Here is a 25928-nt window from a genome sequence, read left to right as displayed (position 1 = left end):
TCGATCGGGCCCCGGACCGGACCGATCTGGTCACGAGGACGACCAGGTCGCAGAGATCGGACGAATTCACACCGTTCCGAACTGTTCCAAACACTGGTCCAGCGTGCTTATCGTGCCCAGGTCTGGTTTCTACAACGATTGAGGGGATTGCGATGCCCGATCACCTGCCCCGCCGCCAGGTCCTGCGGACCGCCGGCGCACTGGGCCTCGGTGCCGCCGCCGCGGGCGCGCTCAGCACCACCGCTGACGCCAGTACCCAGGCCAGTTCGGCCGCTGGTACGCCGGATAAGTTGAGGACCATGGGCGCACACCACGGCAAGCTCGAGATCCGCAAGGACCCGTTCGGCACTACCCCGGACGGTCAGAAGGTGGACGTCTACACGTTCACCAACGGCCGGGTGACGATCTCGATGCTCACCTGGGGCGCGACCATCCAGAAGGTCGAGACGCCGGACCGCCGCGGCAGGACCACGAACATCAGTCTCGGCTTCGACAACCTGCCGGACTACGCCAAGCTCAGCCCGTACTTCGGCGCCACCATCGGGCGGTACGGGAACCGGATCGCCAAGGGCAAGTTCACGCTGGACGGGACGACGTACCAGATCCCGGTCAACAACGGTGAGAACGCGCTGCACGGCGGCCCCCTCGGCTTCGACAAGAAGGTCTGGAAGGCCAAGGTCGTCCAGACGGACAAGGCCGTTGGCGTCGCGTTCACCTACGTCAGCCCGGACGGCGAGATGGGCTTCCCCGGTGAGCTCACCAGCACCGTCACGTACACGCTGGACAAGCGTGACGACCTGCGGATCGACTACCACGCGACCGTGGCCGGCAAGGCGACGATCGTGAACCTGACCAACCACGTGTACTTCAACCTGCTCGGCGAGGGCAACGGCACCATCTACGACCACGTGCTGGAGCTGAACGCGCCGAAGTACACGCCGGTCGACGCGACGCTGATCCCGACCGGCGAGATCGCCCCGGTCGCCGGTACGCCGTTCGACTTCAGCAAGCCGACCGCGATCGGCAAGCGGCTCCGTGGCGACCACGAGCAGCTGGTCTTCGGCCGCGGGTACGACCACAACTTCGTGCTCGGCGGGCAGCCGGACAGCAACGGCCTGCGGCTCGCGGGGCGCTTCTGGGAGCCGGAGCACGGCCGCACGATCGAGGTGCTCACCGACCAGCCGGGCGTCCAGTTCTACAGCGGCAACTTCCTCGACGGCACGTTCCTCGGCATCGGCAACAAGGCCTACCGCCAGGGCGACGCATTCGCCTTCGAGACCCAGCACTTCCCCGACTCCCCCAACCACCCCAACTTCCCCTCCACGGTTCTGCGCCCCGGCCAGACCTACAAGAGCACCACCATCTATTCCTTCGGCACCAAGTAGCGCCAAGGACAGGAGGTAGTCGGCCCGCACCGGGCCGGCCGAGCGTGCATACGGCGAGGTGGTCCCGTCCCGGCGGGACCACCTCCTGTCGTTCCGCGCCCTTGCCTGACCTTTGCAACGGGCGCACGCTGGGCAGGGGTGGGGGTGACAGGTGGTGGCACCGGCGATCGCACGCGCCCGCGGTCCGGGGCCGTGGGCGCTGTGGGCCGCCGTCGTACTGGGTCTGGGCACGCTGCTGGCCTCGATCGCGCTCGCGATGGCCGGCGACGAACTGGTCCGGCCCGGTCTGCAGGCGCTCCTGTTCAACTGGATCACCATCCCGTACCTGATCAGCGGAACGCTCGCGTGGTGGCGGCGGCCGGAGAGCCGTCTCGGTCCGCTGATGATCGCCGCCGCGTTCGTGATGGCCCTGACCGCTCTGCAATGGTCCTCGCTGCCCGCGTTGCACTCGCTCGGCAACCTCCTGGACATGGTGCCGTCCGCCATGTTCCTGCACGTCTTCCTCGCCTATCCGACCGGACAGCTGGCGACCCGGCCGCGCCAGGTCGTCGTCATCGCCGGCTACGTGAACGTCGCGGTTCTCCAACTGGCGAAGATCCTGCTCGGCAGCAATCCGGACAGCCTGCTCGCAATCACCGCACAACCGGCGGTCGCGAGCCGCATCGAGCAGTTCCAGCTGATCGCGATGAGCGCCCTGCTGCTGATCGGCACCGCTCTGCTTCTGGTACGCCGGCCAAGCCCGAGCCGCGCGCAGCGACGCCCGGTGACGCTGCTGGTCGACACCTTCGGACTGGCGCTCGTCATGCTCGCTCTCCTGTACGTCGCAGGCCTGCGAGGCTGGCCGCAGATCGAAACGGTCCGGCACATCACGTTCGCCGCCCTCGGCCTCGCGCCGGCCGCCTTCCTGCTCGGCCTGCTGGACGCCCGGCTGGCCCGCACCGACGTCGGCACGCTGTTGATGGAGTTGCGCGCGCACCCGACCAGCGATCTGCGCGAACCCCTGGCGCGTGCCCTGCACGACCCGTCTCTGACCCTCGCCTATTGGCTACCGCAGTACGGCACCTGGGCCGATCCGGATGGTCGTGCCGTCACCCTGCGGGGCGCCGACGAGGGACGTGCGACCCGGGTCATCCACCGCGACCACGAACCGATCATCGCCCTGGAATTCGACCGATCGCTCGAGGACGAACGCGAACTGCTCGACGCCGTCGCAGCAGCGGCCGGAATCGCCTTGGAGAACAACCGGCTGCAGGTGGAGCTCCGCGCCCGTCTGCAGGAACTGCAAGGTTCGCGGGCCCGGGTCGTCGACGCCGAACAGAAGGAACGCCAGCGGCTCGAGCGGAACCTGCACGACGGCGCGCAGCAACGCCTCGTGGCCTTGGCGCTCGAACTCGGACTGCTCGCCAACAGCTCCACGGACAGCAGCGAAACCGCCGCACGCCTGCTGCAGGCCAAGCGCGAGGTCGCCGTCTCTCTCGACGAGTTGCGCGACGTGGCGCGCGGCATCCACCCCGCGGTGCTCACCGGACACGGGCTGGCGGTCGCGCTCGAGTCCCTCGTCGTACAAGCCGCCGTACCCGTCGAGCTCGACGTCGCGATCGACGGACGGCTGCCCGAACGCGTCGAGGTCGCCGCGTACTACGTCGTCAGCGAGAGCCTGACGAACATCGGCAAGCACGCGGAGGCGACCACCGCCTCGGTCCGCGTCACTCGGTCGGCGGACGCGATCGTCGTCGCGGTCGTCGACAACGGAATCGGCGGCGCCGACACCGAGCGCGGGACCGGGCTACGCGGTCTCGCCGACCGGGTCGAGGCCGTCGGCGGTCAGTTGCGGATCTGGAGTCCGGCGGGCCACGGGACCCGGCTGGAGGCGGATTTCCCGTGCGAGTAGCGATCGCCGAGGACAGCGTCCTGCTGCGCGAGGGGCTCACCCGGATCCTCGCGAGCGCCGGCCTGGAAGTTGCTGCGGCGTACGACAACGCCGACGACCTGCTGCGGTACGTCCGCAGCTTCCCGCCGCAGGTCGCGATCCTCGACATCAGGTTGCCTCCGACCCACAACGACGAGGGCATGCGCGCCGCCCTACGGATCCGCGAGCAGCATCCGGACGTCGGCGTCCTGGTGCTGTCGCAGTACCTCGAACTCGGCCTGGCGATGCAACTGCTGTCGGAGTCCGCCGAAGGAGTCGGCTATCTGCTGAAGGACCGGATCAGCGACGTGGACGACTTCGTCGGCGCCGTACGGCGGGTGGCCGGTGGCGGCTCGGCCGTGGATCCGAAGATCGTCTCCACCTTGCTGAAACGACGGCGTGGCGACGATCCGCTCGCCGTACTGACTCCGCGCGAGCGGGAAGCCCTCGAACTGATGGCGACCGGCGCCTCCAACCAGGGCATCGCCGACGCGCTGACGATCACACTGCGGGCCGCGGAGAAGTACGTCTCCGGCATCTTCACCAAGCTCGGCATCCCGTCCACCCGCAGCGAATCCCGCCGGGTGCTGGCCGTGCTGCTGTACCTGCGCGCCTGACACACCAGAAACCCGAACCCTCCCTCCACCGGTCGCCCGGTCTCCCGAACGCGCCCGGGAACGCGAGTCTCGACGTAGACCCCGTCCCTGGAGGAACCAGTGCACAAGTCCCGCGTGATGCAGAACGAACCCGACCCGCCGCGGCCGGACCGTGCACCGAGTCCCCAGCCACCAGCGATTCCGAGGAGATCCGTCATGACCTTCGTCCGCAATCATCCCGTCGTCAGCTTCTTCGTCCTGGCCTATGCGCTGGCCTGGGCAGGCGTCCCGTTCGGGAGCTTCTACGCTCCCGGCGCCCTGGTCGCCGCACTCGTCGTCGTCTACCTGACCGAAGGCTTCGCCGGCCTGCGCTCCATGGGCGCCCGGCTGATCCGCTGGCGGGTCCGCTGGATCTGGTACGTCGCCGCGATCGCCGTGCCGCTGGCCGTGCACCTCGTGACGATGTCGCTCAACCAGGCCCTGGGGGCACCGGCTCCGAACACCGGGCAGTTCACGCCCTGGTACGGCCTCGCGGTCGTCGGCATGATCATGATCGACCCGACCGGCGGCCCGTTCAGCGAGGAACCGAGCTTCCGCGGCTACGCACAGCCCAAGCTCCAGTCACGCCGTACTCCGCTCGTCTCGACCGCGATCCTGGCCGTGGCGATCACCGGCTGGCACCTGCCGCTGTTCTTCATCTCTTCGTTCGGCCTCCAGCCCTTCGAAGCGCTGACCACGGTCGGCGTCACCTTCTGGTACGCGTGGCTGTTCAACCACGCCGCCGGCAGCGTCCTCATCACTCTCATCGCGCATGCCACCGAAGGCAGCATCAACACGAGCGACCTCTGGCCCGCCGGTTCGGACCTCACCCGAGAGACCTGGCTGTACGTCGCGGTGTGGTGGGCGGTCGCCATCGGCCTACTGCTCGTCAACCGCCGCTTCTGGACCACCCCGACCGCACCCGAACCCATCAACGTCAAGGAGCCAGTCTCATGACCACCACCTCGATTCCCCCTCGTACTCCTCCCGTCAAGCGCAAGTGGAGCGGCTGGCGCACCGTGCTGGTCGTCCTGGGTGCCTTGCTGGCCCTGGTCGGCGTCACTCTGTTCGCTGTCGGAGGCGTCGGGCTGTGGGCACAGCATCAACGCGACGACGACGGCTACTTCACCGCCGGACCCGAGCGGGTCAGCACCAGCACGTACGCGTTGTCGGCGCCCGGGCTCGACATCGGCGGCGTCGGGCCGGATGCCTTCTACACCGACGATTTCCTCGGCAAGGTCCGGATCGACATCAAGTCGACGTCCGGCACGCCGGTCTTCATCGGCATCGGTCCGGCCGCCGACGTCGCGGCGTACCTCAAGGGAGTGAGCCACGACGAGATCGCTGACTTCGACGTCGATCCCTTCCACCTGACGACCACTGCCAGGCCCGGTGACAAGCCGGCCGCCTCGCCCGCCGACCAGTCGTTCTGGGTCGCCTCCGGCAACGACACCCTCAACTGGACCGCCCGCGGCGGCAACTGGTCCGTCGTGATCATGAACGCCGACGGATCACCGAAGCTCGACGCCGAGCTGAGCGTCGGCGGCACCCTGCCCGCCGTCGAGGGGATCACGATCGGCGCACTGATCGGCGCCGTCCTCCTGCTGCTGATCGGATCCGCCGTCGTCGTCTCCACAATCACCACCCGCCGCACCAACTAGCACCGACGCGCGGATCTGTAGGGCAATGTTCCTAAGTTGCCTAGAGTTGGGGCATGAGCGAACCGGTTCTGCAGATTCCGTTCGACGATGCGTTTCGGTTCGAGCCGTCGCCGAAGTTCGCCGAGTTGCGGGAGAACAGGCCGGTGGCGCGGGTGCGGACGCTGGCCGGGGCCGAGGTCTGGCTGGTGACGCGGTACGACGACGTGAAACTGGTGCTCGCGGATCCGCGGTTCTCGCGCGCCGCCGTGGTGAAGCAAGGAGCTCCGCGCGTCGCGCTGGCCAAACCGATGCCGAACAGCCTGACCACCACCGACCCGCCGGAGCACAGCAGGCTCCGACGGTTGGTGGTGCCAACGTTCGCGCACCGGAAGATCGAGCAGACCCGGCCGTGGGTCGCGGAGCTGTCCGCGCGGCTCGCCGAGGACGTCGCGCAGGCCGGCGACGGCGCGGACATCCGGCAGCTGGTCGCGTTGCCGTTGCCGATCCAGGTGATCTGCCAGCTGCTCGGCGTACCGTACGCGGACCGCGCGCAGTTCCGGGAGTGGACCGAGCTCGGGTACAGCATGAAGATGGCCGAGAAGGATCTCGTCGAGGACGCGATGACCAACCTCACGGCGTACATCGAGGATCTGGTCACGAAGAAGCTCGCGAACACCTCGGGTCCCGCGGAGGATCTTCTGGACGAGCTGGTGCGCGCCCGCGAGGAGGGCGACCGGCTGAGCCAGGAGGAGCTGATCGCGTTCGGCGTGAACCTGCTGGTCGCCGGCCACGAGACGTCGGCCAATCAGATTTCGAGCTGCGTCGCCACACTGCTGCGCTGGCCGGAGAACTGGGCGCGGCTGGTCGAGGAGCCCGAGCTGATTCCGTCGGCGATCGAGGAGCTGCTGCGGTTCAACAGGTTCAGCGAGGTCGGGCAGCTCCGGGTCGCGATCGAGGACGTCGAGCTGCACGGCGTGCAGATCAAGGCCGGTGAAGGGGTGATGGCCGCGCTCAACTCGGCGAACCGGGACCCTCGGGCGTACGACGCTCCGGACGAGCTGCGGCTGGACCGTCGCGACAACAAGCACATGTCCTTCGGCTTCGGACCGCACTTCTGCCTCGGCGCTCAACTGGCGCGGATCGAGCTACAGGAGTCGCTGGCGGCCCTCGTACGACGGTTCCCGCGGATGAGTCTCGCGAAGCCGGCCGAAGAGCTCGAGTGGCGTCGCGTACTGGTCAGCGGTCTCGCAGAACTGCCGGTGAACCTGGGCGGTCCACCGGCAGCTGGATGATCAGTTCTGCGAGCTGAACACGAGACCGTGCTCGGCCTCGTACTGCTCGATGAAGCGCTTCGCCATCGGCTCGCTGCATCCCACCGAACGCGCCAGGTTCGCCGCAGTGCGCTCGTGCCCCTCCGGCCACTCGGTCAGCATGTTCCAGGCGCGCATGCGCCGCTTCTCCAGATCGGTCGGTTCGACCGCTTCTTCTTCTGCGGGCTTTGCCGCGACCACAGGTTCCGGGTCGGGCAGGACGGGCTCCACCTTCGGGGTGGTGATCAGCGCCGGCGGCTGCGGATCGGCAGGGCCCGCGAACGGTGACGGTGGCTTCGGCTTCTCCACCAGCGGTTCCGCCTTCGGCTGCGGGGCGAACGGCTTCAGGCTGCTCGCCGTACCGTTGACGACGTGCTGCGGCTCGCTCTCGTCCTCGACGACAACGGCCTCGGACACGTTCCCGCTGTCCGTCGGATCGGGCTGGTCGACGATCGCCATCAGCTCGCCGGTCCAGGCGTCGTCGTCCCGCAGTCCCACCCCGGTGCCGTCGGCACGCCGCGGCTGCCCGCCCTCGAGCACCCACACGGCGGCGGGTACGGCGGGACGGTCCTCGGGCTGCTCCGGCGGCGGTGAGATCGCCTTGGTCAGCTTGTTGGTGATGACCTCGTAGTTGATCCGCTCCTCGAGCATCCCGGCCAGCCGGTCGGGGTCGTACGTCGTCTCGGCGATCTTCGCCAGCCGCTCGTCCTGGTGCTCGGAACGGATGTACTCCGCGACAGTGCCGGCGATCGCGTCCCGGCGGCTCTTGTTCCGGATCTGGTGCTGGGCCGCACGGAGGCTCTCGTACAGCCCGTAGCCGTGCTCGATCGCCAGCGACCGCGCCAGCCAGGTGACCCGTGGCTCACGGGCCCACTGGACGATGCCGTACACCGGGCCGGTCTCGCGCATCTGGCCCGCACGACGGAGCGCGTCGCGGCGACGGGCCGAGCTGTGGATCAGCCAGAGCACGTACGCGAACGCGGACAGACCGCCGAAGCCGAAGGCCAGGAACCGCTCCTCCGGCCGCCAGTGACCGACCACGTTGAAGACGACCGCGACGAGCGCCGCGAAGAACGACATCGCGCGGTACGCGTAGGCCTGCTCGCCCTTGCGGCGGCGCAGGTCGGCGAGCGCCGCCGTGGCGACACCACCGAGCTCCAGCACCGCGACCGCGGGCGTGACGAGGACGATCTTGAGCAGCTGCGAGAAGCCGTCGTCCGGCCAGGGGATATGGGTCACGCCGGCCCAGACCTGGCCGACCAGCGCCGCGGCAGCCGCGGTCGCGTAGAAAGCGTAGGCGACTTTGTCCGCACCGGTGAGGGGTACGTTGACCAGTTCGCCAGTACTGGTTGTGCTGGTGTTCTCCTGCAAGACGTGCTCTCCTGACCGGTTTGGGCTCTCCGGCAGTTCGTCGGGTGGGTGGTACGGCGGCCCCATTTAGCGCGCTGCAAGAGGCTACCGGTTTCCGGCCCCGAACGGGGAGGCGAATCCGGAAACGTCTCGAACCTCCCCGCTCCGGCCCCGGTTCTAACCTGTCAATTCAAACGCGTTGTGGGGTCGGATCCGAGATTCGTAGGGTCGGCTCCATGATCCCGACGCTCCGCTCACTCCCCGAGCCCAAGGCCCTGGCCGCGGAGCTCGGCACGCGTTACCGCCTCGGCTTCACCAGTTGCACCCTGCTCCGTTCGCTGGTGAACGACGTCTACGAGCTGGCCACCGGGACCGCGCGGTACGTCCTCAAGCTCTATCGGTACGGCGGCCGCGGACCGGACGAAATCCGTTGGGAGACAGGGCTTTCGGAGCATCTGCGCGCATCCGGCGTACTCGCCCCACCGGTCGTTCCGCTGCCCGACGGGGAGACCGTCGGACTCCTCGAGACCCCCGAGGGTCCGCGGCCGTTCACCCTGCTCGGGTACGTCGAGGGCACCAAGCCGCGACCGCCGTTCACCGACGAGGTGTACGCCGACTTCGGCCGGCAACTCGCCGCATTTCACGATGCCGCCGACAACTACACGTCGCCGTACCATCGGCCGCCGGCCGATCTCGTTCACCGGCTCGACCGGCCGCTCGAAGAAATCCTCGCCGTGGACGACACGGAGGAAAACCTGCTCCGGTCTCTTGCGGGTGCTGTACGGAACAACCTCGCGCAGTACTCAAAGGCAGGAACCTGCCACGGCGACGTCACGATGGACAATGTTTTGTTGACCGAGCAGGGACTTCTGCTGCTCGATTTCGATCTCGCCGCGGTCGGGCCGTTGGCAGCGGATTTCGGCGGCGTCGCGACGACACCGCACTGGGACGCTTTCAAGGCCGGGTACGCCGCGCGCCGGCCGATCACGCCCGAGGACGAGGCGGCGATCCCGTACCTGCAGGTCGCCGGCAGCATCTTCAACCTGTACTTCCACCTCGTCGACAAGCCGCGCTGGCGCGGCGCCGAGTCGCGGGACGAGGGCTGGGCCGCGGCCGAGCTCGACGGGCTGCGCGCGGCGGCCGCCGTACTTCTCTGACGCTCACAGGAACGTCCCAGGAAACACGAAGCAACTCACAGGGCCGGCCGCACATCCTGGGTGCATGAAGGTCGCGGCACGTTCGTTGAGTGTGCGGGTCGCGGCGGCGATGGTGGTGCTGGTCGCGGTGGTGAGTCTCGTGATCGGCGTGCTGACGACCGCCGCGATCGGCTCGTACCTGACCAGGCAACTGGACGGAAAGGTCGCCGCCACACAAGACCGCGCGATCGGTGCGCTCAAGAACGGCGGCCCGCCGCCGGACGCACCGCACGGACAGGACGCCGGCACGGTGACGGTCTACACGGGATCTTCCGCCTCCGTCGGCGACGTGATCACCGCCGACGGCAAGCTCAGCGAGCTGTCCGACCAGGCGGTCGACGTACTCGACGATCTGGCCGACGGCCAGAACAAGACGGTCGATCTCCCGGACCTCGGCGAGTACCGCGTGCACGCGACGAGCGTCGGACAGTTCACCGTGATCACCGGGCTCCCGACCAAGGACATCCAGAACACGATCAACAGTCTGATCGGGTGGGAGGCGCTGTTCGGCGGGATCGGGGTACTCACCGCGGGCGGCGTCGCGGTGTTCGTCGTACGGCGTCAACTGCGGCCGCTGCGCCGCGTCGCGCAGACCGCTCGCGAGGTGGCCGGCCTGCCGCTCGACACCGGCGAGATCGGGATGACCGCACGGGTGCCGGACCAGCTCACGGACCAACGGACCGAGGTCGGCCAGGTCGCCGTCGCGCTGAACACGCTGCTCGGTCACATGGAGAACGCCCTCGACGCGCGGCATCGCAGCGAGCAGCAGGTCCGGCAGTTCGTCGCGGACGCCTCGCACGAGCTGCGTACGCCGCTGACCACGATCCACGGGTATGCCCAGCTGAGCCTGCACCAGGGCGATCCCGAACTGTTCACGCACGCGATGGGCAAGGTGATGGTCGAGACCACCCGGATGGCGTCACTGGTCGAGGACCTCCTGCTCCTCGCCCGGCTGGACGCCGGCCGGCCGCTCGACAGCCGCCCGGTCGACCTGTCCCGGCTCGCCCTCGACGCGGTCACCGACGCGCAAATCATTGCCCCCAGCCACCATTGGGAGCTCGACCTGCCGGCCGAACCGATCATCGTGATCGGCGACGAGCAGCGCCTGCATCAGGTCGTCGCCAACCTGCTCACCAACGCGCGCCGGCACACCCCGCCCGGCACCACGGTCACCGTCGCCGCCACCAGCAGCGACCGCTCCGCCCTGCTCACCATCCACGACGACGGCCCCGGCATCCCCGCCGACCTGCTCCCCAACGTCTTCCAGCGCTTCGCCCGAGCCGACACCGCCCGCAACCGCTCCACCGGCGGCGCCGGCCTGGGCCTCTCCCTGGCCCAATCCATAACCCAAGCCCACCAAGGCACCCTCACCCTCACCTCAACCCCCGGCAACACCACCTTCACCCTCACCCTCCCCCGCTGAGTCGCCATTTGCCTGGCTGGCCCACCAATTTGCCTGGCTCACCCATCAATTTGCTTGGCGGGCTGGCGGGTAGCGGGGCGCCGGTGGCGGGTTAGCGGATGGGATGGCGGGGCTGCTTAGGTGGCTAGGGCTTTTTGGGCTTGGGCTGCTAGGGACTTGGCGCGGTTGTCGTCGGTGAGGCCGTCGGCGACGAGTACGGCGTACCGGAGGCGGAGGGTGTCGTTGGCGGGGAAGGGGAGTTCTTCGGTGAAGAACGGGGCGGGGCAGACCGCGGCGAAGTCCTCCGAGCGGACGAACCACTCGGGTGGGTGGCGGACGTTGTCGGCGGCGTCGGCGACGATGACGGTCGACGCGGTGTCGGTCTCGTCCTGGCGGGCGGTGAAGCCCATCCACGGTGCGCGCTGCCCGCGCAACTCGTCCCTGCCCTTGCCCTGCGGCGCGAGGATCGTCCCGTTCGTGAAGGACCGCGGCCCACGCCAGAACAACCCGCCGTACCCCGCATTCGGCCGTCCCGCCGTAGTCGGGCTGCCGATCTGGATGAGTTCGCCGGAGACGTTCGTCATCGCGGTCTCATAGACCAGCACCCATCCATCGTCTGCGAGCCGCACGGTGATCGTGCGGGCCTCGTCGACGACATGCTGACCGCCCTGCGTGTGCCAGGACAGGTGATGCGCGAACCGGACCTCGTCGTCGGACACGTCCAGCGCGTCGACCCGGTCGTGGTCCTGCGAGCCGTTGTTGCCGAGCGGCTTGTACCCGTTCTCCTTCGTGTACGTCGGGCCACCCCAGAAATTGTCGTGCCCGAAGTGCGGCAACGACCAGGACATGCCCTTGTGCCACAGGTGGTCCCAGGGGCGGTACACGCTGACCAGGTCGCCGGTCAGCGTCCGGATCGGGTGGAAGTACGGTCGCGGCGACTCGTACTGCGGGTCGTCCGCCTTGTACACATAGGTGAACAGCTCGCCGCCGCCCGCCGTGACCTGGATCGACCGGCCGACCGCGTGGTTGCAGCCGAGGTTCTGGATCATCAGCTCTCCCGTTCCACTGGTTTCGTCCAGGGCGCCCCGATCTCGCTGAACAGCGCCAGCTCGTCCGAGGCCCGGTCGATCCAGTCCTCGACGTCGAGGACGATCGGCCGGCGCTCCAGTCCTTCGCCTTCCCAGCGCACCAGCTCGGGCGGGATCGCCACCGGGTCCGGCGCCGTCCGCACTGCCTCGACCACGCGGGTGAACCCGCCCGTCGCCTCCAGCGGCACGTACAGCGGGACCGACGGATCCGCCCGATGCGCGAGCAGGTTCTCCAAGAGATCAGCTCTGCCGTACTTCGTGTCACCGATCAGGTCCGACTGGTACGTCAGGACCGCGCGCCCCTCCGACCCGTGCACGATCACGGTCGCCTCGAGATGGTCGACGGCGCACAACGTCACCGCGATCAGGATCGGCGTACCGCGGCTGGTCGTGATCCGCACCGCGGAGGTGTCGTCGGACTCGATCGGGTTCGCGCGGTACAGCTCGGTCTCGATCGACCGTACGTCGTCCACACCGGTCGAACCGTCCAGCAGCAGAGCCGCCGCGGTCGCGTGGGCGAGCGGGTTGGTGACCGCGCCGTCGACGACATCGACACCGTCGAGCCGCCGTTTGCCGGACCATCGCGCACGCTGGAAGTACCGGGCCTTGCGCACCCACTTCCCCACCGCGCTGATGCCCCGGATCTCGCCGAGCTGCCCTGCGGCGACCATCGCCGCCAGCTTCAGCGTGGCCTCCGACGCCTGCGCCTGGAAGCCCACCTGACACGCCCGCCCGGTCTCGGCCACCACCGCGGACAACTGCTCGAACTCGGCCATCGACGCCGTCGGCGGCTTCTCCAGCAGTACGTCGGCGCCCGCGCGCATCGCCAGCTCCGCCAGCGGGACGTGGGTCTGGATCGGCGTACAGATCACCACCACGTCGACCTCGGTTGCCGCGAGCAACTTGTCCAGGCCGCCGAAGACCTGGACGCTCGCGGGCAGGTCGCCGCCGCCTTGCGGATCGGCGACCGCGACCAGCTCGGCCCGGCCGGCCTCCGCCAGCCGGGCGACGTTGCGTACGTGGGAGGCTCCGTGGCCGTGGATTCCCACCACGGCCACGCGGGCCACCGTCATCGACAATCAGTTGCCGTCAGCAACACTATTTGAGCTCCCCGTTGACCTCGTCCAGGAAGGCCTTGGCGGCCGCGTCCGGCGTCTGCCGGCCGAACAGTACCTCGGTCGTGTACCGCTGGATGATCTTCTCCACCTGACCGCCACCGACCGGCGGCGCCGGCGACGGGTCGCCGAGTTCCTTGCCGATGTCCTGGATGAACTTGGCGGACGCGGCGTCGGCCGGCTGCAGCTTCGGTGTCACCGCGGAGCGGATCTCGGTGTTCGGCGGCACGCCCCGCTCGGCCAGCAGGATGTTGCCGGCGGCGGGGTTGTTGGCGAGGAAGTTGACGAACTCGACCGCTTCCTTCTGGTGCTTGCTCCGCGACGAGATCGACCAGAACATGGATCCCTTGTAGTACGAGCCGTTCGCGCTGGCCTTGCCTTCGACGCTCGGGACGCGGAGCAACTTGAGCTCCGTGCCGGCCGCCTTGCTCATCGCGTTCAGCTGGTTGCTCCACATCCAGTTCATCGCCAGCTTGCCGGTGGCCATCGCGGACTGGTCGAGTGCGGCGTTCATGTCCTGCGAGATGGCCTCCGCCGAGGGGATGGCCTTCGCGTCCCTCATCTTCAGCACCTGCTGGTAGAACGCCGTCACCTGCTCCGGCGAGACGCCGACCTTGCCGTCCTGGGTCCACAGCGACTCGCCGTGCTGGCGGGCCCACAGGTTCAGCGCGGCCTCGTTCGTGCCGGGTGCACCGGTGCCGAACGCCTTGCCGTTCAGCTTGGTGGTGAGCTCGGCAGCGATCCGGGTGTAGTCGTCCCAGGTCCAGGTGGTGTCGTCGGGCATGGCGACACCGGCTGCTTTGAACAGCGCCGGGTTGGCCACGATCGCGAACGAGTTGATGCCGGCGTTCAGGCCGTACAGACCGCCGTCGAACTCACCGGCCTTGAGCGTGTCGTCCTCGAACTTGCCGGTGTCGAGGCCCTCGGACTTCTTCAGGTCCTGCAGCGCGCCGCGGTCGGCGTACTCGCGCAGGTACTTCTCGTCCATCTGGATGATGTCCGGGGCGTCGTTCGCCGCGACCTTGGTGGCGAGCTTGTCCCAGTACCCGGACCACTCGCCGAACTCACCCTTGATCTTGATGTTCGGGTGGTCCTTCTGGAACGCGTCGATCGCCTGCTGGGTCAGCTTCGTGCGGGTATCGCCACCCCACCAGGTGAATCGGAGCGTGACGTCGCCGCCGCCGCCGGCGGACGATCCGCCACCGCCGGAGTCACCGCCACAGGCGCTCGCGGCCAGCAAGGTGGTGGCGACCGCCATGGCGGCCAGGGCGCGCAGGCGGCGGCCCGCGGTGCGTGGGATGTGCGGCCTCATGATGTGCACCTTTCAGGGGTTACTTGATACCGGTGGTCGCGATGCCCTTGATCAGGAATCGCTGGCCGACCAGGAATGCGAGGAAGACCGGGACCAGGGAAACGACCGACATCGCGAACATCGACCCCCACGACGATTCCGACGTGGCGTCGACGAACGACCGCAGTGCGACCGGGACGGTGTACATGTGCGGGTCGGTCAGGTAGATCAGCTGGCTGAAGAAGTCGTTCCAGGTCCAGATGAACGTGAAGATCGTCGTGGTGGCCAGCGCCGGCACCATCAGCGGGAGGATGATCCGGAGGAAGATCGAGGCCTTGCCGCAGCCGTCGATCCGGGCGGCCTCGTCCAGCTCGCGCGGGATACCGCGGATGAACTGCACCATCAGGAACACGAAGAACGCGTCCGTCGCGAGCAGCTTCGGCACGATCAGCGGAAGCACCGTGTTGATCCAGCCCAGGTTCGAGAACAGGATGTACTGCGGCACGATCACCACGTGGATCGGCAGCATGATGCTCAGCAGCATGATCGCGAACCAGAACTTCTTGCCCCTGAACTCCAGCCGGGCGAACGCGTACGCCGCCATCGAGCAGGACACCAGGTTGCCGATGATCGAGCCGAGCACCACGACCGCGGAGTTCAGCAGGTAGCGGGTGAACGGCTCGGTCAGCGCATGCCAGCCGACCCGGTAGTTCTCGATCCGCAGGTCCTTCACCAGGATCCCGGGATCGCGGAAGATCTCGTTGCCCGGTCGCAGCGAGCTGACCACCATCCAGATCACCGGGTACAGCATCACCAGCGCCGACCCGGCCAGCAGCACGTGAATCACCAGCGGCCGGATCCTCGCCCAGGTGATGACGCCGGTACGCCCGGCGGTGACTGTGGTGCGGAGCGTTTCAGTCGTCATAGAACACCCAGTACTTCGAGGCGAAGAAGTTCGCGGCGGTGAAGACCCCGATGATCACGAGCAGGAACCACGCCATCGCGGAGGCGTAGCCCATGTCGAAGTTCCCGAAGCCCCGGTCGTAGAGGTACAGCGTGAAGAACATCGTCGAGTCCGACGGTCCGCCGCTGCCCCCGGAGACGACGAACGCCTGGGTGAACGACTGGAACGCGTGGATGATCTGCAGCACCAGGTTGAAGAAGATGATCGGCGTCAGCAGCGGCAGCGTAATGCTGACGAACCGCCGCAGTACGCCGGCGCCGTCGACCGACGCCGCCTCGTAGTACATCGTGGGGATCTGTCTGAGTCCGGCCAGGAAGATCACCATCGGCGACCCGAACGTCCAGACGTTCAGTACGACGAGGGTGCCGAGCGCCGTGCTCGGGTCGGAGATCCAGCCCTTGCCGTGGATGCCGATCACGTCGAGGACCTGGTTGAGCAGGCCCGTGGTGCCGAACACCTGCCGCCAGAGGATCGCGATCGCGACACTCGAGCCGAGCAGCGACGGCAGGTAGAACACCGAGCGGTAGAAGGCCATGCCACGGACACCACGGTCGAGCACGACGGCCAGCAGCAGCGCGATGGTCAGCTGCAGCGGCACCGAGACGAACACGTAGGTGAACGTCACCCGGAGCGAGTTGTGCAGCCGCTCGTCGGACAGCATCCGGCTGAAGTTCTCCAGGCCGATCCACTTCGGCGCCTGGACCAGGTTGTAGTCCGTGAAGGACAGGTACAGCGAGGCCGCCATCGGCCCGATCGTGATCAGGAACAGCCCCAGCAACCACGGCGCCAGGAAGAGATATCCCGCGAGGTTGTCCTTCTTCTGACCTACCGGTTTCTTCCCGCGAAGACTGCCCAGCTCGCCCAGCGCACTCATGGTCACCTCTCTTCCATGGCCGTCGGCCGGCACCCCCAACGCTCGGAAAGCGCTTGCCTTGGCCGGTCAAACTAGTACAAGAAACCGGTTCCCGCAAGGGTTCATCGATGTAGGAAACGACCGGATCCGGACCGGCTGCGAGGTATTGACAGGACAAAGTTCCACCGCGACAGTTCTGAGCATTTGGCAACCGTTTACCGACGGGAGATCCCGATGCTGCGACGTACGTTTCTCACCGGTTCGCTGACCACTGTTGCGCTCGGCGCGCTGCATCCGACCGCGGCTCGTGCTGAGGTGGCAGCTGTGGACGAGGACTTCCTGACCCTGCTGACCGAAGCGAACCGGAAACAGATTCCGCTTGTGCTTGGCAACTTTCAGAACGTTTCCGACAGTGTCCGGACCGTGGCCCGCAAGGCCCGCCGGCTGGTTTCCGGCTACGTCTGGGGAAGGTCGTCGTACCACCACGACGCCACGCTCCTCGGACCTCTCGGCTGGCTGGTCGACCAGCTCGCCGCACGCCAGCACGAGGACGGCCTGTACGACGTCGGCAACCTGCACTCGCCGCCGGACAGCGCGTTCGCGATCCAGGACGTCTGCATGCTGTACGCGCTGCTCGACGCGGACGCCGCTACGGAAACCGTTTCGATGCGCGCGACGCTGGCCTCGGTGATCAAGAAGGCCGGGCCGGCGTTGGCGAATGGCGGCGTACACACGCCGAACCACCGGTGGGAGGTGTCCGCGGCGCTGGCTCGGGCGAACCACCTGTTCCCGGACCGGCGGTACGCGGCGCGGATCGACGACTGGCTCGACGAGGGCATCGACGCGACCCCTGACGGGATCTACAGCGAGCGGAGTTCGACGTACGCCGCCGAGGTCACGAACCCGTGCCTGCTGACGATCGCGTGGCTGCGCGACAAGCCGGCACTGCTGGATTACGTGCGGCGGAACCTCGACGTGACGCTGTACTTGCTGGAACCGAACGGCGAGGTCGACACGACCGCGTCCCGGCGGCAGGACCAGAAGGGCGTGCGCGAGGTCTGGTGGTACCTGACGCAGTTCCGCGAGCTGGCACTGCACACGCACGACGGACGGTTCACGACCATTGCCAAGAGCATCGAGGCGCGCGGCACGGGCGAGCTCGGCGATTTCCTGGCGGAGGTGCTGGAGCGGCCCGAGCTGTCGGCTGTCCTTCCGACGGCAGCACCGGCTCCGACGAACTTCGTGCAGCACTACCCGTCGCAGGCCTCGGTCCGGATCCGGCGGGAGGCTCGAACCGCGACGGTGTTCGGCGGCACCGACTTCCATGACCTCCCGGTGATCTCGTCTGGCCTCTCCACGAACCCGACCTTCTTCAAGCTCCGCAACGGTGCGGCGATCCTCGACTCGGTTCGCCTGTCGCCGCAGTTCTTCAGCACCGGGCACTTCCGCAGCAATGGGCTTCGCAGGCTTGGAGAGAACTCGTTCCGTCTGTCCCAAGAGGTCAAGGTTCCGTACCACCTGCCGCTCCCCAAGCGCTACCGCCGGTCAGACGGCCAGTACGCGCTCACTCCGGACGGCCGCTTCTACGCGGCGATGGATTTCGGGCACCGGCCGATGCAGTACCGGACGCTGACGACCGAGGTGACGGTGACCGAGGTCGGCGGCGGCTACGACCTGGCGTTCGAGTTCGCCGGCGACGAAACGGCGTACGCGATCGAGCTGTGTTTCCGCGCCGGCGGAACGCTTTCCGGCGTCGACGCATTGGATGCTGCGGGCAACTACCAACTGGCGTCCGGGACCGGGACCTACACGGTCGGCGCGGAACGGATCGAGTTCGGGCCGGGGAACGGCGCCGCCCGGGTCGCCATGGACCCGGGCGAGCGCTACACCTATCTGGGTGGCAGCCTCACCCCGGACGGCCTCCGCGTCTACCTGACGGGCCGTACGCCGGGGCGCCAGGTCTTGAGGCTGCGCACCTCCTGACTACCCGGCTGTCCGCACGACGGTTTCGAGCGAGCCGTCGTGCGGAATCCGGAGTACGTGGACCCGCCGCCGCTGGTCGCGCAGATACGTTCGCGACGAGGTGTTGAGCGTCGCCGTACGCCGTCCGGACCAGGTGATCGTGATCGTGGCCTGGCCACGACGGATCACGATGCTGTCGTCAGTGGCTGTCCGCGTCTCGCCGTACGGCACGACTGTCCCGTCCGAGAAGACCACCTCGTCGCCCGGTTGGAGCACCAGCGGGACCTGCTCCGTCGCGGCACTCGTCGCGGTCACCCGGCGGCTGATCGAATGCGAGCCGATCACGAGCTCGGTCGACACCGAGCCGTCGGGCGTGCGGTAGCGGACGCGATCCTTCGACGGGTACTCCGCGATCAGGTTGCTCTCGGCATCGGCCTTGCCGTCACGGACCGTGCCCCAGCAGCCGGTCGCGGTCTGCTGCGCGTGGATCACGGTACCGGCCGTCGGGTGCCAGAGGAATCCGGTCCCGGCCTTGACCGCGCTGCCCTGCCGCTCGCCGAAGAAGGCGCCGAGGTACAGGCCGGGACGGCGTACGTAGAGGTAGTCCTGGTTGCCGTAGTCGTCGTGGCGCCGCTCGGTGAAGTCGTCGCGGCGCAGGTACGGGAGGTTCGCGATCGCGGCACGCTTGGCACTCCGGGTCGGCAGCGTCTCGCCGTACGGCGCGTGCGCGATGATGCGCGGCGACGTGTCCTGCTTGGCGAGCGCAGGCACCGGAGCGGGGTCGGCGGCCCATGCCTGCCGGGTCGCCGCCTTGTCCTCGCGGGCCGTGAAGAAGGCTCCGAAGTCCGGTACGGCGGGGACGAAGTGTGATCCGAGGATGCTCCGGTCCGGATCCGGGATGACGTCGTCGTAGAACGCGACCGAGGTCCGATCGGAGACGGCGTAGTACGTCAGCCAGCCGGAGCCGTCCGGTTCGCGGAGCAGGTTGTAGCCGAACCAGTCGGAGAACTTGCGCGTCATCGAGACCAGCAGCGGGTTCTTGGTCTGCAGGTAGAGCTCGGCCATCTCCGGGAGCATGACCTCGAAGTTGTAGTTGATGTCCATCCCGCGCGGATCGTAGAAGAATCCGGCCGGGCTCTGCGCCCATTTCGCGACGAAGCGGATGCGATCCTGCAGCTTGGTCCAGCGGGCCTGGTCGGGCAGCAGGCGGAGGGTGAGCGCCGAGCCCGCGACACCGGCGACGGCCTGATTCGTGTACTTGAACGGCTCGTCCCAGACGACCGAGTTGCCCGGGTCCAGATACCAGTCGACTCCCTTGCGGAGGACGCCTTCCAGCTGGGCCCTCCGGCTCGGCAACGCATTGGCCTGGCGAAGGTTCGCCAGCGTCTTGGCGAGGTAGCCGATGCCGAAACCGCTGGACGCTTTGCCGCGCTCGCCCGGGGAGTACTCGGGCCACGAGCCGTCTGGATTCTGCAGCGCCAGGTAGTGCTGCAACGCTGCGTCGAGTCGGCCGAGCAGAGCGGTGTCGCGGTAGTACGGGTTCCATGCGCGCTTGTTCGCATAGAACCAGCTGAGCGTGAAAACGTGTTCCTGAACCCGCGAGTTGAACGGCTGCGACGGCGTCCGCCACCAACCGCCGCCCATGAAGCCGTACGGGTCCCCGCCCTCGATGTCACTGGTGACGATGTCGTTCGTCATCGGCGCGAGGATCACCAGGTACCCCGCGAACCGCTGTTCCCCGGGCGCGAACAGCCGTCGATCAGGTGCTCCGGCCGGCAGGTTCGCCACCAGTGGAAGGCCGGCGGCACGAGCCGGCGCCGACATCATCCCGGGCGCAAGCCCGGCACCCGCGGCTGCTGCGGCGCCGAACAGGACGGTACGACGTTTGACGTGCATAACTGAACTCCTGAACTAGTTTCAGCGGATGGTGAGAACGGCGCTCACGGGTTGAAGTACGGATCGAAGGAGAAGCCGCGTAGCGCGGTGAGGCCGGGATTGCCGGCGGGCAGGTCCACGCGCCAGTGGTTGTCGGACAGGTCGCCGTCCATGTGGAAGTAGAGGAAGGCCTTGAGATCGGGATAGGAGGTCTTGATCTTCGTGCGGGCAGCGTCCAGGTAACCGGCCTGGCGGGTCAGGTCCGTCTCGTCGCGATGGACGCCGGTCTCGCCGACCATGAAGGGTTTCTGATACCTGACCGCGAAGTCGTACGCCGGGCCGAACATCGACTCGAAGGACCGGTAGTTGTACGCCGGCTTGTCGGTTCTCGGACGGGAGTAACCGTCGGCCGCCACCCAGTCGACGTACTCGGCACCCGGCCAGAACTCGTCGGCCAGCCCGCTCTCGGTGTCGATGAACGCGCGCCACGTGGGGTTCCAGACGAAGGCGACGTTCGGCGCCCGCTCGGCGAAGATGTCGCGGAACAGCTTCCAGGCCTTCTTGAACAGCTCGGTGTCGGTGTAGCGAAGCTCGAACTCCCAGCTGTAGCGGAAGAAGATCGGTACGCAGAAGGCGGCCAGCGCGTCCGCCTCCTCGACGGCATCGGCTGCGAGTGTGCCGTTGGTCCACTTCGCGCGCAGCACCTCCTCGGTGCCTGCGGCGTAGGAGATCATCGGAATCCGCCCGGCCGCGATGTCGCCCGGAATCGGCTCCTCCTCGATGCCGGCGTGCTGGAAGTTGTGGTTGATGCCCAGTTTGTGGCTGAGCTTGGCCTCCAGAGCCGCCGGCTCGGACACACCGTCGAGATCCTCGTCGGCGAACGCCCCGAAGTGCGCCCCCTGTGCCGGGATCAGATCGTCGGCCGCTCCACAGGCCTCAGCCACGGCAGGCGCTGCCGACAGCGAGGAGATCACCAGACCCGCCGCCAGCAGCGCTGCCACCCGGCGCATCATCGGATCTCCAGTACGGTGAACTCCGGCTCCGGCACAACGCGCCGCGATCGGACGTCGGCGACCGCGGCGCCCCACTGGGTGAGCTCGGGGGTCTTGTCGCGGTAACCGCGGGTGCCGCGGAAAACGATGTCGTGGCAGTCGCGGAGACCGACGCCGTACGGGTAGGGACCGAGGACCGTGGCCACGCGGAAGAGGACGGAGTTTCCGAACAGCAGATGGTGGCAGCGGTCGAGTTCGACGGCCTGTGACTGCCAGCCGTAGATGTGGTCCTCGGTCTGCAGGCCGAAGAACTGCCAACCGGAGACCTGACGGAGGACCACCTCGCGATGCTGGTGGTGCTCGATCGAGAGCTCGTACGCCGAGGTCGGCACGGACGAGTACTCGACGAGTAACCCGTTGTCGGCCCAGCCGTTCGAGCTCCAGATGTTCGACAGCACTCCCCCGCCACCGCGAACCCAGATGCCGTACTTGTGCTTCCCCCTGTACGTGTAGCCGGGTTCGCCGCCAGGTACGTCGTTCGGGTGCCACTTCACGAACTGAGTGGCGAGGTCGGCGAGGTACGACCCGCGTCCCGATCGCCAACTGATGTTCACCGCGCCGGGCGTGTTCCGAGCCGTGTCGAGACCGAGCCCGTGGACGATGTTCCGTCCGCCGAACGGCGTCTCGACCAGGGCCCGCGGACGGTCCGGATCTCCGAAGTACGGCGTGCCGTCCGGGGTGCGCAGCCAGGTCTGGCGAGGATGCAGACCGATCAGGTTCGTGTTCTGGCGGAGGCGAAGCGTCCCGGCGAGCACGTACTCGCCGATCGGCACGAAAACGTTTTCGTGCCGATCCACAGCTGCTTGGAAGACGGGAAGATCGTCACCGCCCGTGCCGATGGTCCGCCCCATCCGGACAGCCACGTCGGCGACGCTGACCCAGGTGGAGACGCTCGGCAACTCAGGCACATCGGTCGTCAGTACGTCGCGGTCGGGAGCACCCTGCACCATCACCACACCGTCGGCGCGAGCCTCGCGCACCGACAGTCCATCGGTGATCCGCAGGCCGTAGCTGAGGTCGATGCCGCCGTCGCGGGCCGACGTACGGCGACCGCTCTGCGCAAGCGTGAGGACGGTCGGAGTGCGGCGTACGACGCTGTCGACCAGGTTGAGCTGGTTGCTGTTGCGGATCCGCGGATCGGTGGCCCCGGGCAACTGGTCGCTGTCGTTCATGACGATGCCCTCGGCAACGTCTTCGAGAACACACCCGTGCAGGTACAGATGCAGGAACTGGGCGGGGACACACTCGACGCCACGCGGCGTGCCGGCCAGGACAGTGCGGACGAGCACCAGCTTGGCGTCGTTGTTCGCACGGACCGCGGTCTCCCGTTGACCGGTGAAGCGACAGTCCAGCACCGTGGTCGGCCACCCGGCCGAGGCGGCGTACGCATTGAGGCCGACCGCGCCGCCACGGACGCGGACCCGCTGGATCAGGTTCGCGTTGTGGTCGATGCCGGCCCAGCCGTCGCCCACGTCCAGGTCGAGATCCTGCAGCAGGCACAGTTGCGCGCCGCCGAACCGGACCGCGATCGCCTGCGGATTGCCCGGACCGATCGCGATGTCCACGTTGATCAGACCGGAGCCGAAGGTGTCGTTGTTCGCGTAGCTGACAGGACCCCCGACAGGGCGACGCCGGAACGAGAAGACATCACGCGGCACGGAACCGGCATACCCGGGACTGTTCGGCGCGAGCACGAATCGCGGACGCCGGCGGCCGAACCCGATGATCCGCACCGAGTCGTGGACGTCGATCGGCGCCGACAGGTTGTAGGTCCCGGGCGGCACGAACACCAAGCCGCCCCCGTCGCCGAGTGGGAAGTCGCGGGCACCTCCGAGGATGTCGCCGAGCTTGTTCGCGATGCCCCGGCGGGACGCCTCGTCGACCGCCGCCTGCAGTGCTTGCGTCGCGTCCGCGCCGACCTCGAAGCCCGGTGAACCGAGCACGACCCCGGTCGGATCCGGCGGGCAGGCGTCGTACGCCGACCCGAACCCGAGGGCCTCCGGATGGGCGGCCGCCGGCTGGATGCCGACTTTGACGAACGGCACGGCGACGGCGGCGGCAGCCAGGCCGGTGAAGTGGCGGCGACTCAGCATGAACGCTCTCCTCGCAACGATCGGAACTGCGGCGAGTTTTCTGCGCCCGACCGACCTTGGTCAAGACCTCGGCTTTAGTAATCCGGATTAGCAGCCGAACCGAGCCCTTGACGACAGTCCGGTGACTGTTCTAATGTCCCCGGCAATCCGTATTACCGTGAAGGATCGATCGATGCCGGACAAGGCGACCACCCGACTCACCCAACGCGACATCGCGCGGCTGGCCAAGGTCAGCCAGACGACGGTGTCGCTGGTGCTGAACAACCGCAGCGACGCGATCGCGCGGATCCCGGCCGAGACCCGGGACCGCGTGCTCAAGGTGATCCGCGAGACCGGCTACCAGGCCGATCCGCTGGCCCGCCGGATGACGAACCAGCGCAACCAGATCCTCGGCGTCTTCACCTACGAGTCGGTGTTCCCGAGTGCGAGCGGCGACTTCTACCACCCGTTCCTGGCCGGGATCGAGGACCGCGCCGAGCGCCTCGGATGGGACCTGTTGCTGTTCACCAGCGCTCCGGTGACCGACGGGCATCGGCGGATCTTCCACGAGAACAACCGGCTCCGGATCGCCGACGGCTGCCTGCTGCTCGGGCGCGAGATCCCTTCCGACGAGCTGGCTCGGTTGATCGCCGAGGACTACCCGTTCGTCTCGGTCGGCCGCCGCGACGACGCCGGCGCCCCGGTGCCGTACGTCGGCGCCGACTACAGCACCGCCACGCGCACAGTCGCGGAACGGGCGCGGGACCTCGGTCACCGGCGGTTCGCCTTCGTCGGGCTGGGCGTCGGCGCCGAGTCGTCGGCCGACCGGCTCCGGGGCTTCCGCGAGGCCGCGGGACCGCGTGCACCGCACGTGCCGACGCTCGATCGTTCGCCCGGCGAGGTGCTCGACGATCTTCTGCAGCGGCGCATCACCGCGGCGTTCGTCGAGGAGCGGGCCGACGCGATCGCGTTGTACGCCGCGGCGGCCGAGCGCGGAGTCGACGTACCGGGCGACCTGTCCGTGATCGCGCTCGGTGACTCGACGCGGCCTGTTGCCAGCGATCTCGACTTCACGGGCTTCCACGTCCCGCGGCGAGCCATGGGCGTGCGCGCGGTCGAGCTGCTGGAGGCGGTCCTCAGCGGAACCTCCGCCGAGCGGCAACTGCTGCTCCCCTGCGACCTGACCGATGGAATCACACTCACTCCACCCAAAGGTGCCTGAATGCATACCGATGTACTTGTGATCGGCGGCGGACTCGGCGGCGTCGCCGCGGCTCTCGCCGCGCTACGTGCCGGTCGCTCGGTGATCCTGACCGAGGAGTTCGACTGGCTCGGCGGACAGCTGACCAGCCAGGCCGTCCCGCCGGACGAGCACACCTGGGTCGAACAGTTCGGCGTCACGGCGTCGTACCGGACGCTGCGCAACGGGATCCGTGACTACTACCGCCGCCACTACCCGCTGACCGCGGCGTCGCGGGCCGCGGCCAACCTCAATCCAGGTGCCGGGTACGTGTCCAAGCTCTGTCACGAGCCTCGCGTCGCGCTCGCCGTCATCGAGGCCATGCTTGCCCCGTACCGAGCCAGTCGCAGGCTCCAGGTGCTGCAGCCGTACCGGCCCGTGGCCGCCGACACCGACGGCGATCGGGTCACCGCGGTCACCGTGCAGCAGCGCGACTCCGAGGAACGGTTGACGCTCACCGCGCCGTACATCCTGGATGCGACCGAGACGGGTGAGCTGCTGCCGTTGACCGGGACCGAGTACGTGACCGGATTCGAGGCGCAGGCCGAGACCGGCGAGCCTAGCGCCCCGGCCGAGGCGCAGCCGCTGAACATGCAGGCGGTGTCGTACTGCTTCGCGGTCGATCACGTGGACGGGGACCAGGTCGGGGACAAGCCGGCGAACTACGCGTTCTGGCGGAACTACCAGCCGTCGTTCTGGGGCGATCGGCTGCTGTCCTGGACCGCGCCCAACCCACGGACGCTGGAGAGCTCGCGGCGCACGTTCACTCCCAATCCCGACGACGACCCGCTCGCGGTGGTCGCGGACCAGCGACGGACGGGCGGCGACACGAACCTGTGGACGTTCCGCCGGATCGCGGCCCGCCGGCACTTCGTTCCGGGCGCGTACGAGAGCGACATCTGCCTGGTGAACTGGCCGATGATCGACTACTTCGAGGGCCCGGTCATCGACGTACCGGACGCGGCGAAGCATCTTGCGGCGGCTCGCGAACTGTCTCAATCCGTTCTGTACTGGCTGCAGACCGAAGCGCCGCGACCCGACGGCGGCACCGGCTTCTCCGGGCTGCGGCTGCGGGGCGACCTCGTCGGCTCCGCGGACGGTCTGGCCCAGGCGCCGTACATTCGCGAATCCCGTCGGATCAAGGCCGAGTACACCATCGTCGAGCAGGACCTCTCCGTTGCCGTGCGCGGTGAGCACGGGGCGGTCGAGTACGACGACAGCGTCGGCATCGGCATGTACCGGATCGACCTGCATCCCTCGACCGGTGGCGACAACTACATCGACGTGGCCAGCAGTCCGTTCCGCATCCCGCTCGGCGCGCTGATCCCGCAGCGGGTGGAGAACCTGCTGCCGGCGAACAAGAACCTCGGCACCACGCACATCACCAACGGCTGCTACCGGCTGCATCCCGTCGAATGGAACATCGGCGAGTCCGCCGGCGCACTCGCGGCGTTCTGCCTCGACCGCGGCACCGCCCCACGTGCAGTCCGCAACACCCCCGCTCTGCTCGCCGAGTTCCAGGACCACCTGGTTGCCCAGGGCATCGAACTCGCTTGGCCAAGCGTCACTGGCTACTGATGGAGGACTGA

20 protein-coding genes are annotated in these 25928 nt (G+C 68.0%); 11 read left to right on the top strand and 9 right to left on the bottom strand.

What is annotated here, in order from left to right:
- Nucleotides 1-152: 152 nt before the first annotated feature.
- The 6 genes from EV647_RS27970 (at nucleotide 153) to EV647_RS27945 (ending at nucleotide 6861) form a co-directional block, all read left to right on the top strand.
- Nucleotides 153-1385, top strand: coding sequence for an aldose epimerase family protein (locus tag EV647_RS27970; protein ID WP_134007982.1), 1233 nt, complete (start codon nucleotides 153-155; stop codon nucleotides 1383-1385).
- A 154-nt stretch (nucleotides 1386-1539) separates the two neighbouring features.
- Complete coding sequence (locus EV647_RS27965) at nucleotides 1540-3276, top strand: histidine kinase (protein ID WP_134007980.1); 1737 nt, start codon at nucleotides 1540-1542, stop codon at nucleotides 3274-3276.
- Entirely contained in the window at nucleotides 3267-3911 is a 645-nt protein-coding gene (locus tag EV647_RS27960; RefSeq protein WP_134007971.1) for a response regulator transcription factor, read from the top strand. The genes EV647_RS27965 and EV647_RS27960 overlap by 10 nt, the downstream gene beginning before the upstream one ends.
- 195 nt (nucleotides 3912-4106) lie before the next feature.
- A complete protein-coding gene (locus EV647_RS27955) occupies nucleotides 4107-4886 on the top strand; it encodes a type II CAAX prenyl endopeptidase Rce1 family protein (RefSeq protein WP_166680451.1) in 780 nt (259 codons plus the stop codon).
- Nucleotides 4883-5590 carry a hypothetical protein gene (locus EV647_RS27950; protein ID WP_134007967.1) on the top strand — a complete coding sequence of 236 codons (708 nt, stop codon included), beginning with the start codon at nucleotides 4883-4885 and terminating at the stop codon, nucleotides 5588-5590. Before EV647_RS27955 ends, EV647_RS27950 begins: the two co-directional genes overlap by 4 nt.
- A 53-nt stretch (nucleotides 5591-5643) precedes the next feature.
- Nucleotides 5644-6861 carry a cytochrome P450 gene (locus EV647_RS27945; RefSeq protein WP_134007965.1) on the top strand — a complete coding sequence of 406 codons (1218 nt, stop codon included), beginning with the start codon at nucleotides 5644-5646 and terminating at the stop codon, nucleotides 6859-6861.
- Here the strand turns inward: EV647_RS27945 and EV647_RS27940 are convergent, their stop codons facing one another.
- Nucleotides 6862-8250, bottom strand: coding sequence for a hypothetical protein (locus tag EV647_RS27940; protein WP_134007963.1), 1389 nt, complete (start codon nucleotides 8248-8250; stop codon nucleotides 6862-6864).
- A gap of 215 nt (nucleotides 8251-8465) precedes the next feature.
- Between EV647_RS27940 and EV647_RS27935 the strand changes: the two genes are divergently transcribed.
- On the top strand, nucleotides 8466-9386 hold the full coding sequence (locus EV647_RS27935) for a phosphotransferase enzyme family protein (RefSeq protein ID WP_134007961.1): 921 nt from the start codon (nucleotides 8466-8468) through the stop codon (nucleotides 9384-9386).
- 64 nt (nucleotides 9387-9450) lie between these two features.
- On the top strand, nucleotides 9451-10848 hold the full coding sequence (locus EV647_RS27930) for a HAMP domain-containing sensor histidine kinase (RefSeq protein WP_134007959.1): 1398 nt from the start codon (nucleotides 9451-9453) through the stop codon (nucleotides 10846-10848).
- A 116-nt stretch (nucleotides 10849-10964) separates the two neighbouring features.
- Here the strand turns inward: EV647_RS27930 and EV647_RS27925 are convergent, their stop codons facing one another.
- The 5 genes from EV647_RS27925 to EV647_RS27905 are packed head-to-tail and all read right to left on the bottom strand — an operon-like array spanning nucleotide 10965 to nucleotide 16159.
- Nucleotides 10965-11876, bottom strand: a complete 912-nt coding sequence (locus EV647_RS27925) for a PmoA family protein (RefSeq protein ID WP_134007957.1) — start codon at nucleotides 11874-11876, stop codon at nucleotides 10965-10967.
- Complete coding sequence (locus EV647_RS27920) at nucleotides 11876-12973, bottom strand: Gfo/Idh/MocA family protein (RefSeq protein ID WP_238177429.1); 1098 nt, start codon at nucleotides 12971-12973, stop codon at nucleotides 11876-11878. Before EV647_RS27920 ends, EV647_RS27925 begins: the two co-directional genes overlap by 1 nt.
- A 40-nt stretch (nucleotides 12974-13013) precedes the next feature.
- Complete coding sequence (locus EV647_RS27915) at nucleotides 13014-14342, bottom strand: ABC transporter substrate-binding protein (protein WP_166680450.1); 1329 nt, start codon at nucleotides 14340-14342, stop codon at nucleotides 13014-13016.
- A 19-nt stretch (nucleotides 14343-14361) separates the two neighbouring features.
- Nucleotides 14362-15246, bottom strand: coding sequence for a carbohydrate ABC transporter permease (locus EV647_RS27910; RefSeq protein ID WP_134007953.1), 885 nt, complete (start codon nucleotides 15244-15246; stop codon nucleotides 14362-14364).
- On the bottom strand, nucleotides 15236-16159 hold the full coding sequence (locus EV647_RS27905) for a carbohydrate ABC transporter permease (protein ID WP_134007951.1): 924 nt from the start codon (nucleotides 16157-16159) through the stop codon (nucleotides 15236-15238). The genes EV647_RS27910 and EV647_RS27905 overlap by 11 nt, the downstream gene beginning before the upstream one ends.
- Before the next feature lie 213 nt (nucleotides 16160-16372).
- On the opposite strand from EV647_RS27905, the gene EV647_RS27900 reads away from it, so the two are divergent.
- Nucleotides 16373-18121 carry a hypothetical protein gene (locus EV647_RS27900; RefSeq protein ID WP_134007949.1) on the top strand — a complete coding sequence of 583 codons (1749 nt, stop codon included), beginning with the start codon at nucleotides 16373-16375 and terminating at the stop codon, nucleotides 18119-18121.
- Here EV647_RS27900 and EV647_RS27895 read toward each other — a convergent pair whose 3' ends face one another.
- Genes EV647_RS27895 through EV647_RS27885 form a run of 3 tightly spaced genes read right to left on the bottom strand, consistent with a single transcriptional unit; the run spans nucleotide 18122 to nucleotide 23120 of the window.
- The gene (locus EV647_RS27895) at nucleotides 18122-19996 is read right to left on the bottom strand and encodes a hypothetical protein (RefSeq protein WP_134007947.1); all 1875 of its coding nucleotides are present in this window, start codon (nucleotides 19994-19996) and stop codon (nucleotides 18122-18124) included.
- A gap of 44 nt (nucleotides 19997-20040) precedes the next feature.
- Nucleotides 20041-20988 (bottom strand): glycoside hydrolase family 26 protein, encoded by a 948-nt coding sequence (locus tag EV647_RS27890; protein WP_134007945.1) that lies wholly within the window; start codon nucleotides 20986-20988, stop codon nucleotides 20041-20043.
- Nucleotides 20985-23120 carry a glycosyl hydrolase family 28-related protein gene (locus EV647_RS27885; protein WP_134007943.1) on the bottom strand — a complete coding sequence of 712 codons (2136 nt, stop codon included), beginning with the start codon at nucleotides 23118-23120 and terminating at the stop codon, nucleotides 20985-20987. The genes EV647_RS27890 and EV647_RS27885 overlap by 4 nt, the downstream gene beginning before the upstream one ends.
- Before the next feature lie 172 nt (nucleotides 23121-23292).
- Here EV647_RS27885 and EV647_RS27880 point away from each other — a divergent pair, with 172 nt between their 5' ends.
- The gene (locus EV647_RS27880; RefSeq protein WP_134007941.1) at nucleotides 23293-24321 is read left to right on the top strand and encodes a LacI family DNA-binding transcriptional regulator; all 1029 of its coding nucleotides are present in this window, start codon (nucleotides 23293-23295) and stop codon (nucleotides 24319-24321) included.
- Complete coding sequence (locus EV647_RS27875) at nucleotides 24322-25917, top strand: FAD-dependent oxidoreductase (RefSeq protein WP_134007939.1); 1596 nt, start codon at nucleotides 24322-24324, stop codon at nucleotides 25915-25917. It begins immediately after the preceding gene.
- The last annotated feature ends 11 nt before the right edge of the window (nucleotides 25918-25928 follow it).

The sequence above is a fragment of the Kribbella sp. VKM Ac-2566 genome (genome assembly GCF_004366005.1).
Taxonomy (GTDB): domain Bacteria; phylum Actinomycetota; class Actinomycetes; order Propionibacteriales; family Kribbellaceae; genus Kribbella; species Kribbella pratensis.
Note: the sequence above shows the minus strand (reverse complement) of the source record. Positions and strands in the feature narration are given on the sequence as shown.

Bases quoted from the DNA above. Each gene is read 5' to 3' on its own strand.
- EV647_RS27950 (WP_134007967.1), top strand. From the start codon at position 4,883: ATGACCACCACCTCGATTCCCCCTCGTACTCCTCCCGTCAAGCGCAAG.
- EV647_RS27875 (WP_134007939.1), top strand. From the start codon at position 24,322: ATGCATACCGATGTACTTGTGATCGGCGGCGGACTCGGCGGCGTCGCC.
- EV647_RS27955 (WP_166680451.1), top strand. From the start codon at position 4,107: ATGACCTTCGTCCGCAATCATCCCGTCGTCAGCTTCTTCGTCCTGGCC.
- EV647_RS27935 (WP_134007961.1), top strand. From the start codon at position 8,466: ATGATCCCGACGCTCCGCTCACTCCCCGAGCCCAAGGCCCTGGCCGCG.
- EV647_RS27890 (WP_134007945.1), bottom strand. From the start codon at position 20,988: ATGATGCGCCGGGTGGCAGCGCTGCTGGCGGCGGGTCTGGTGATCTCC.
- EV647_RS27900 (WP_134007949.1), top strand. From the start codon at position 16,373: ATGCTGCGACGTACGTTTCTCACCGGTTCGCTGACCACTGTTGCGCTC.
- EV647_RS27905 (WP_134007951.1), bottom strand. From the start codon at position 16,159: ATGAGTGCGCTGGGCGAGCTGGGCAGTCTTCGCGGGAAGAAACCGGTA.
- EV647_RS27910 (WP_134007953.1), bottom strand. From the start codon at position 15,246: ATGACGACTGAAACGCTCCGCACCACAGTCACCGCCGGGCGTACCGGC.
- EV647_RS27915 (WP_166680450.1), bottom strand. From the start codon at position 14,342: ATGAGGCCGCACATCCCACGCACCGCGGGCCGCCGCCTGCGCGCCCTG.
- EV647_RS27895 (WP_134007947.1), bottom strand. From the start codon at position 19,996: ATGCACGTCAAACGTCGTACCGTCCTGTTCGGCGCCGCAGCAGCCGCG.
- EV647_RS27880 (WP_134007941.1), top strand. From the start codon at position 23,293: ATGCCGGACAAGGCGACCACCCGACTCACCCAACGCGACATCGCGCGG.
- EV647_RS27945 (WP_134007965.1), top strand. From the start codon at position 5,644: ATGAGCGAACCGGTTCTGCAGATTCCGTTCGACGATGCGTTTCGGTTC.
- EV647_RS27970 (WP_134007982.1), top strand. From the start codon at position 153: ATGCCCGATCACCTGCCCCGCCGCCAGGTCCTGCGGACCGCCGGCGCA.
- EV647_RS27925 (WP_134007957.1), bottom strand. From the start codon at position 11,876: ATGATCCAGAACCTCGGCTGCAACCACGCGGTCGGCCGGTCGATCCAG.
- EV647_RS27885 (WP_134007943.1), bottom strand. From the start codon at position 23,120: ATGCTGAGTCGCCGCCACTTCACCGGCCTGGCTGCCGCCGCCGTCGCC.
- EV647_RS27930 (WP_134007959.1), top strand. From the start codon at position 9,451: ATGAAGGTCGCGGCACGTTCGTTGAGTGTGCGGGTCGCGGCGGCGATG.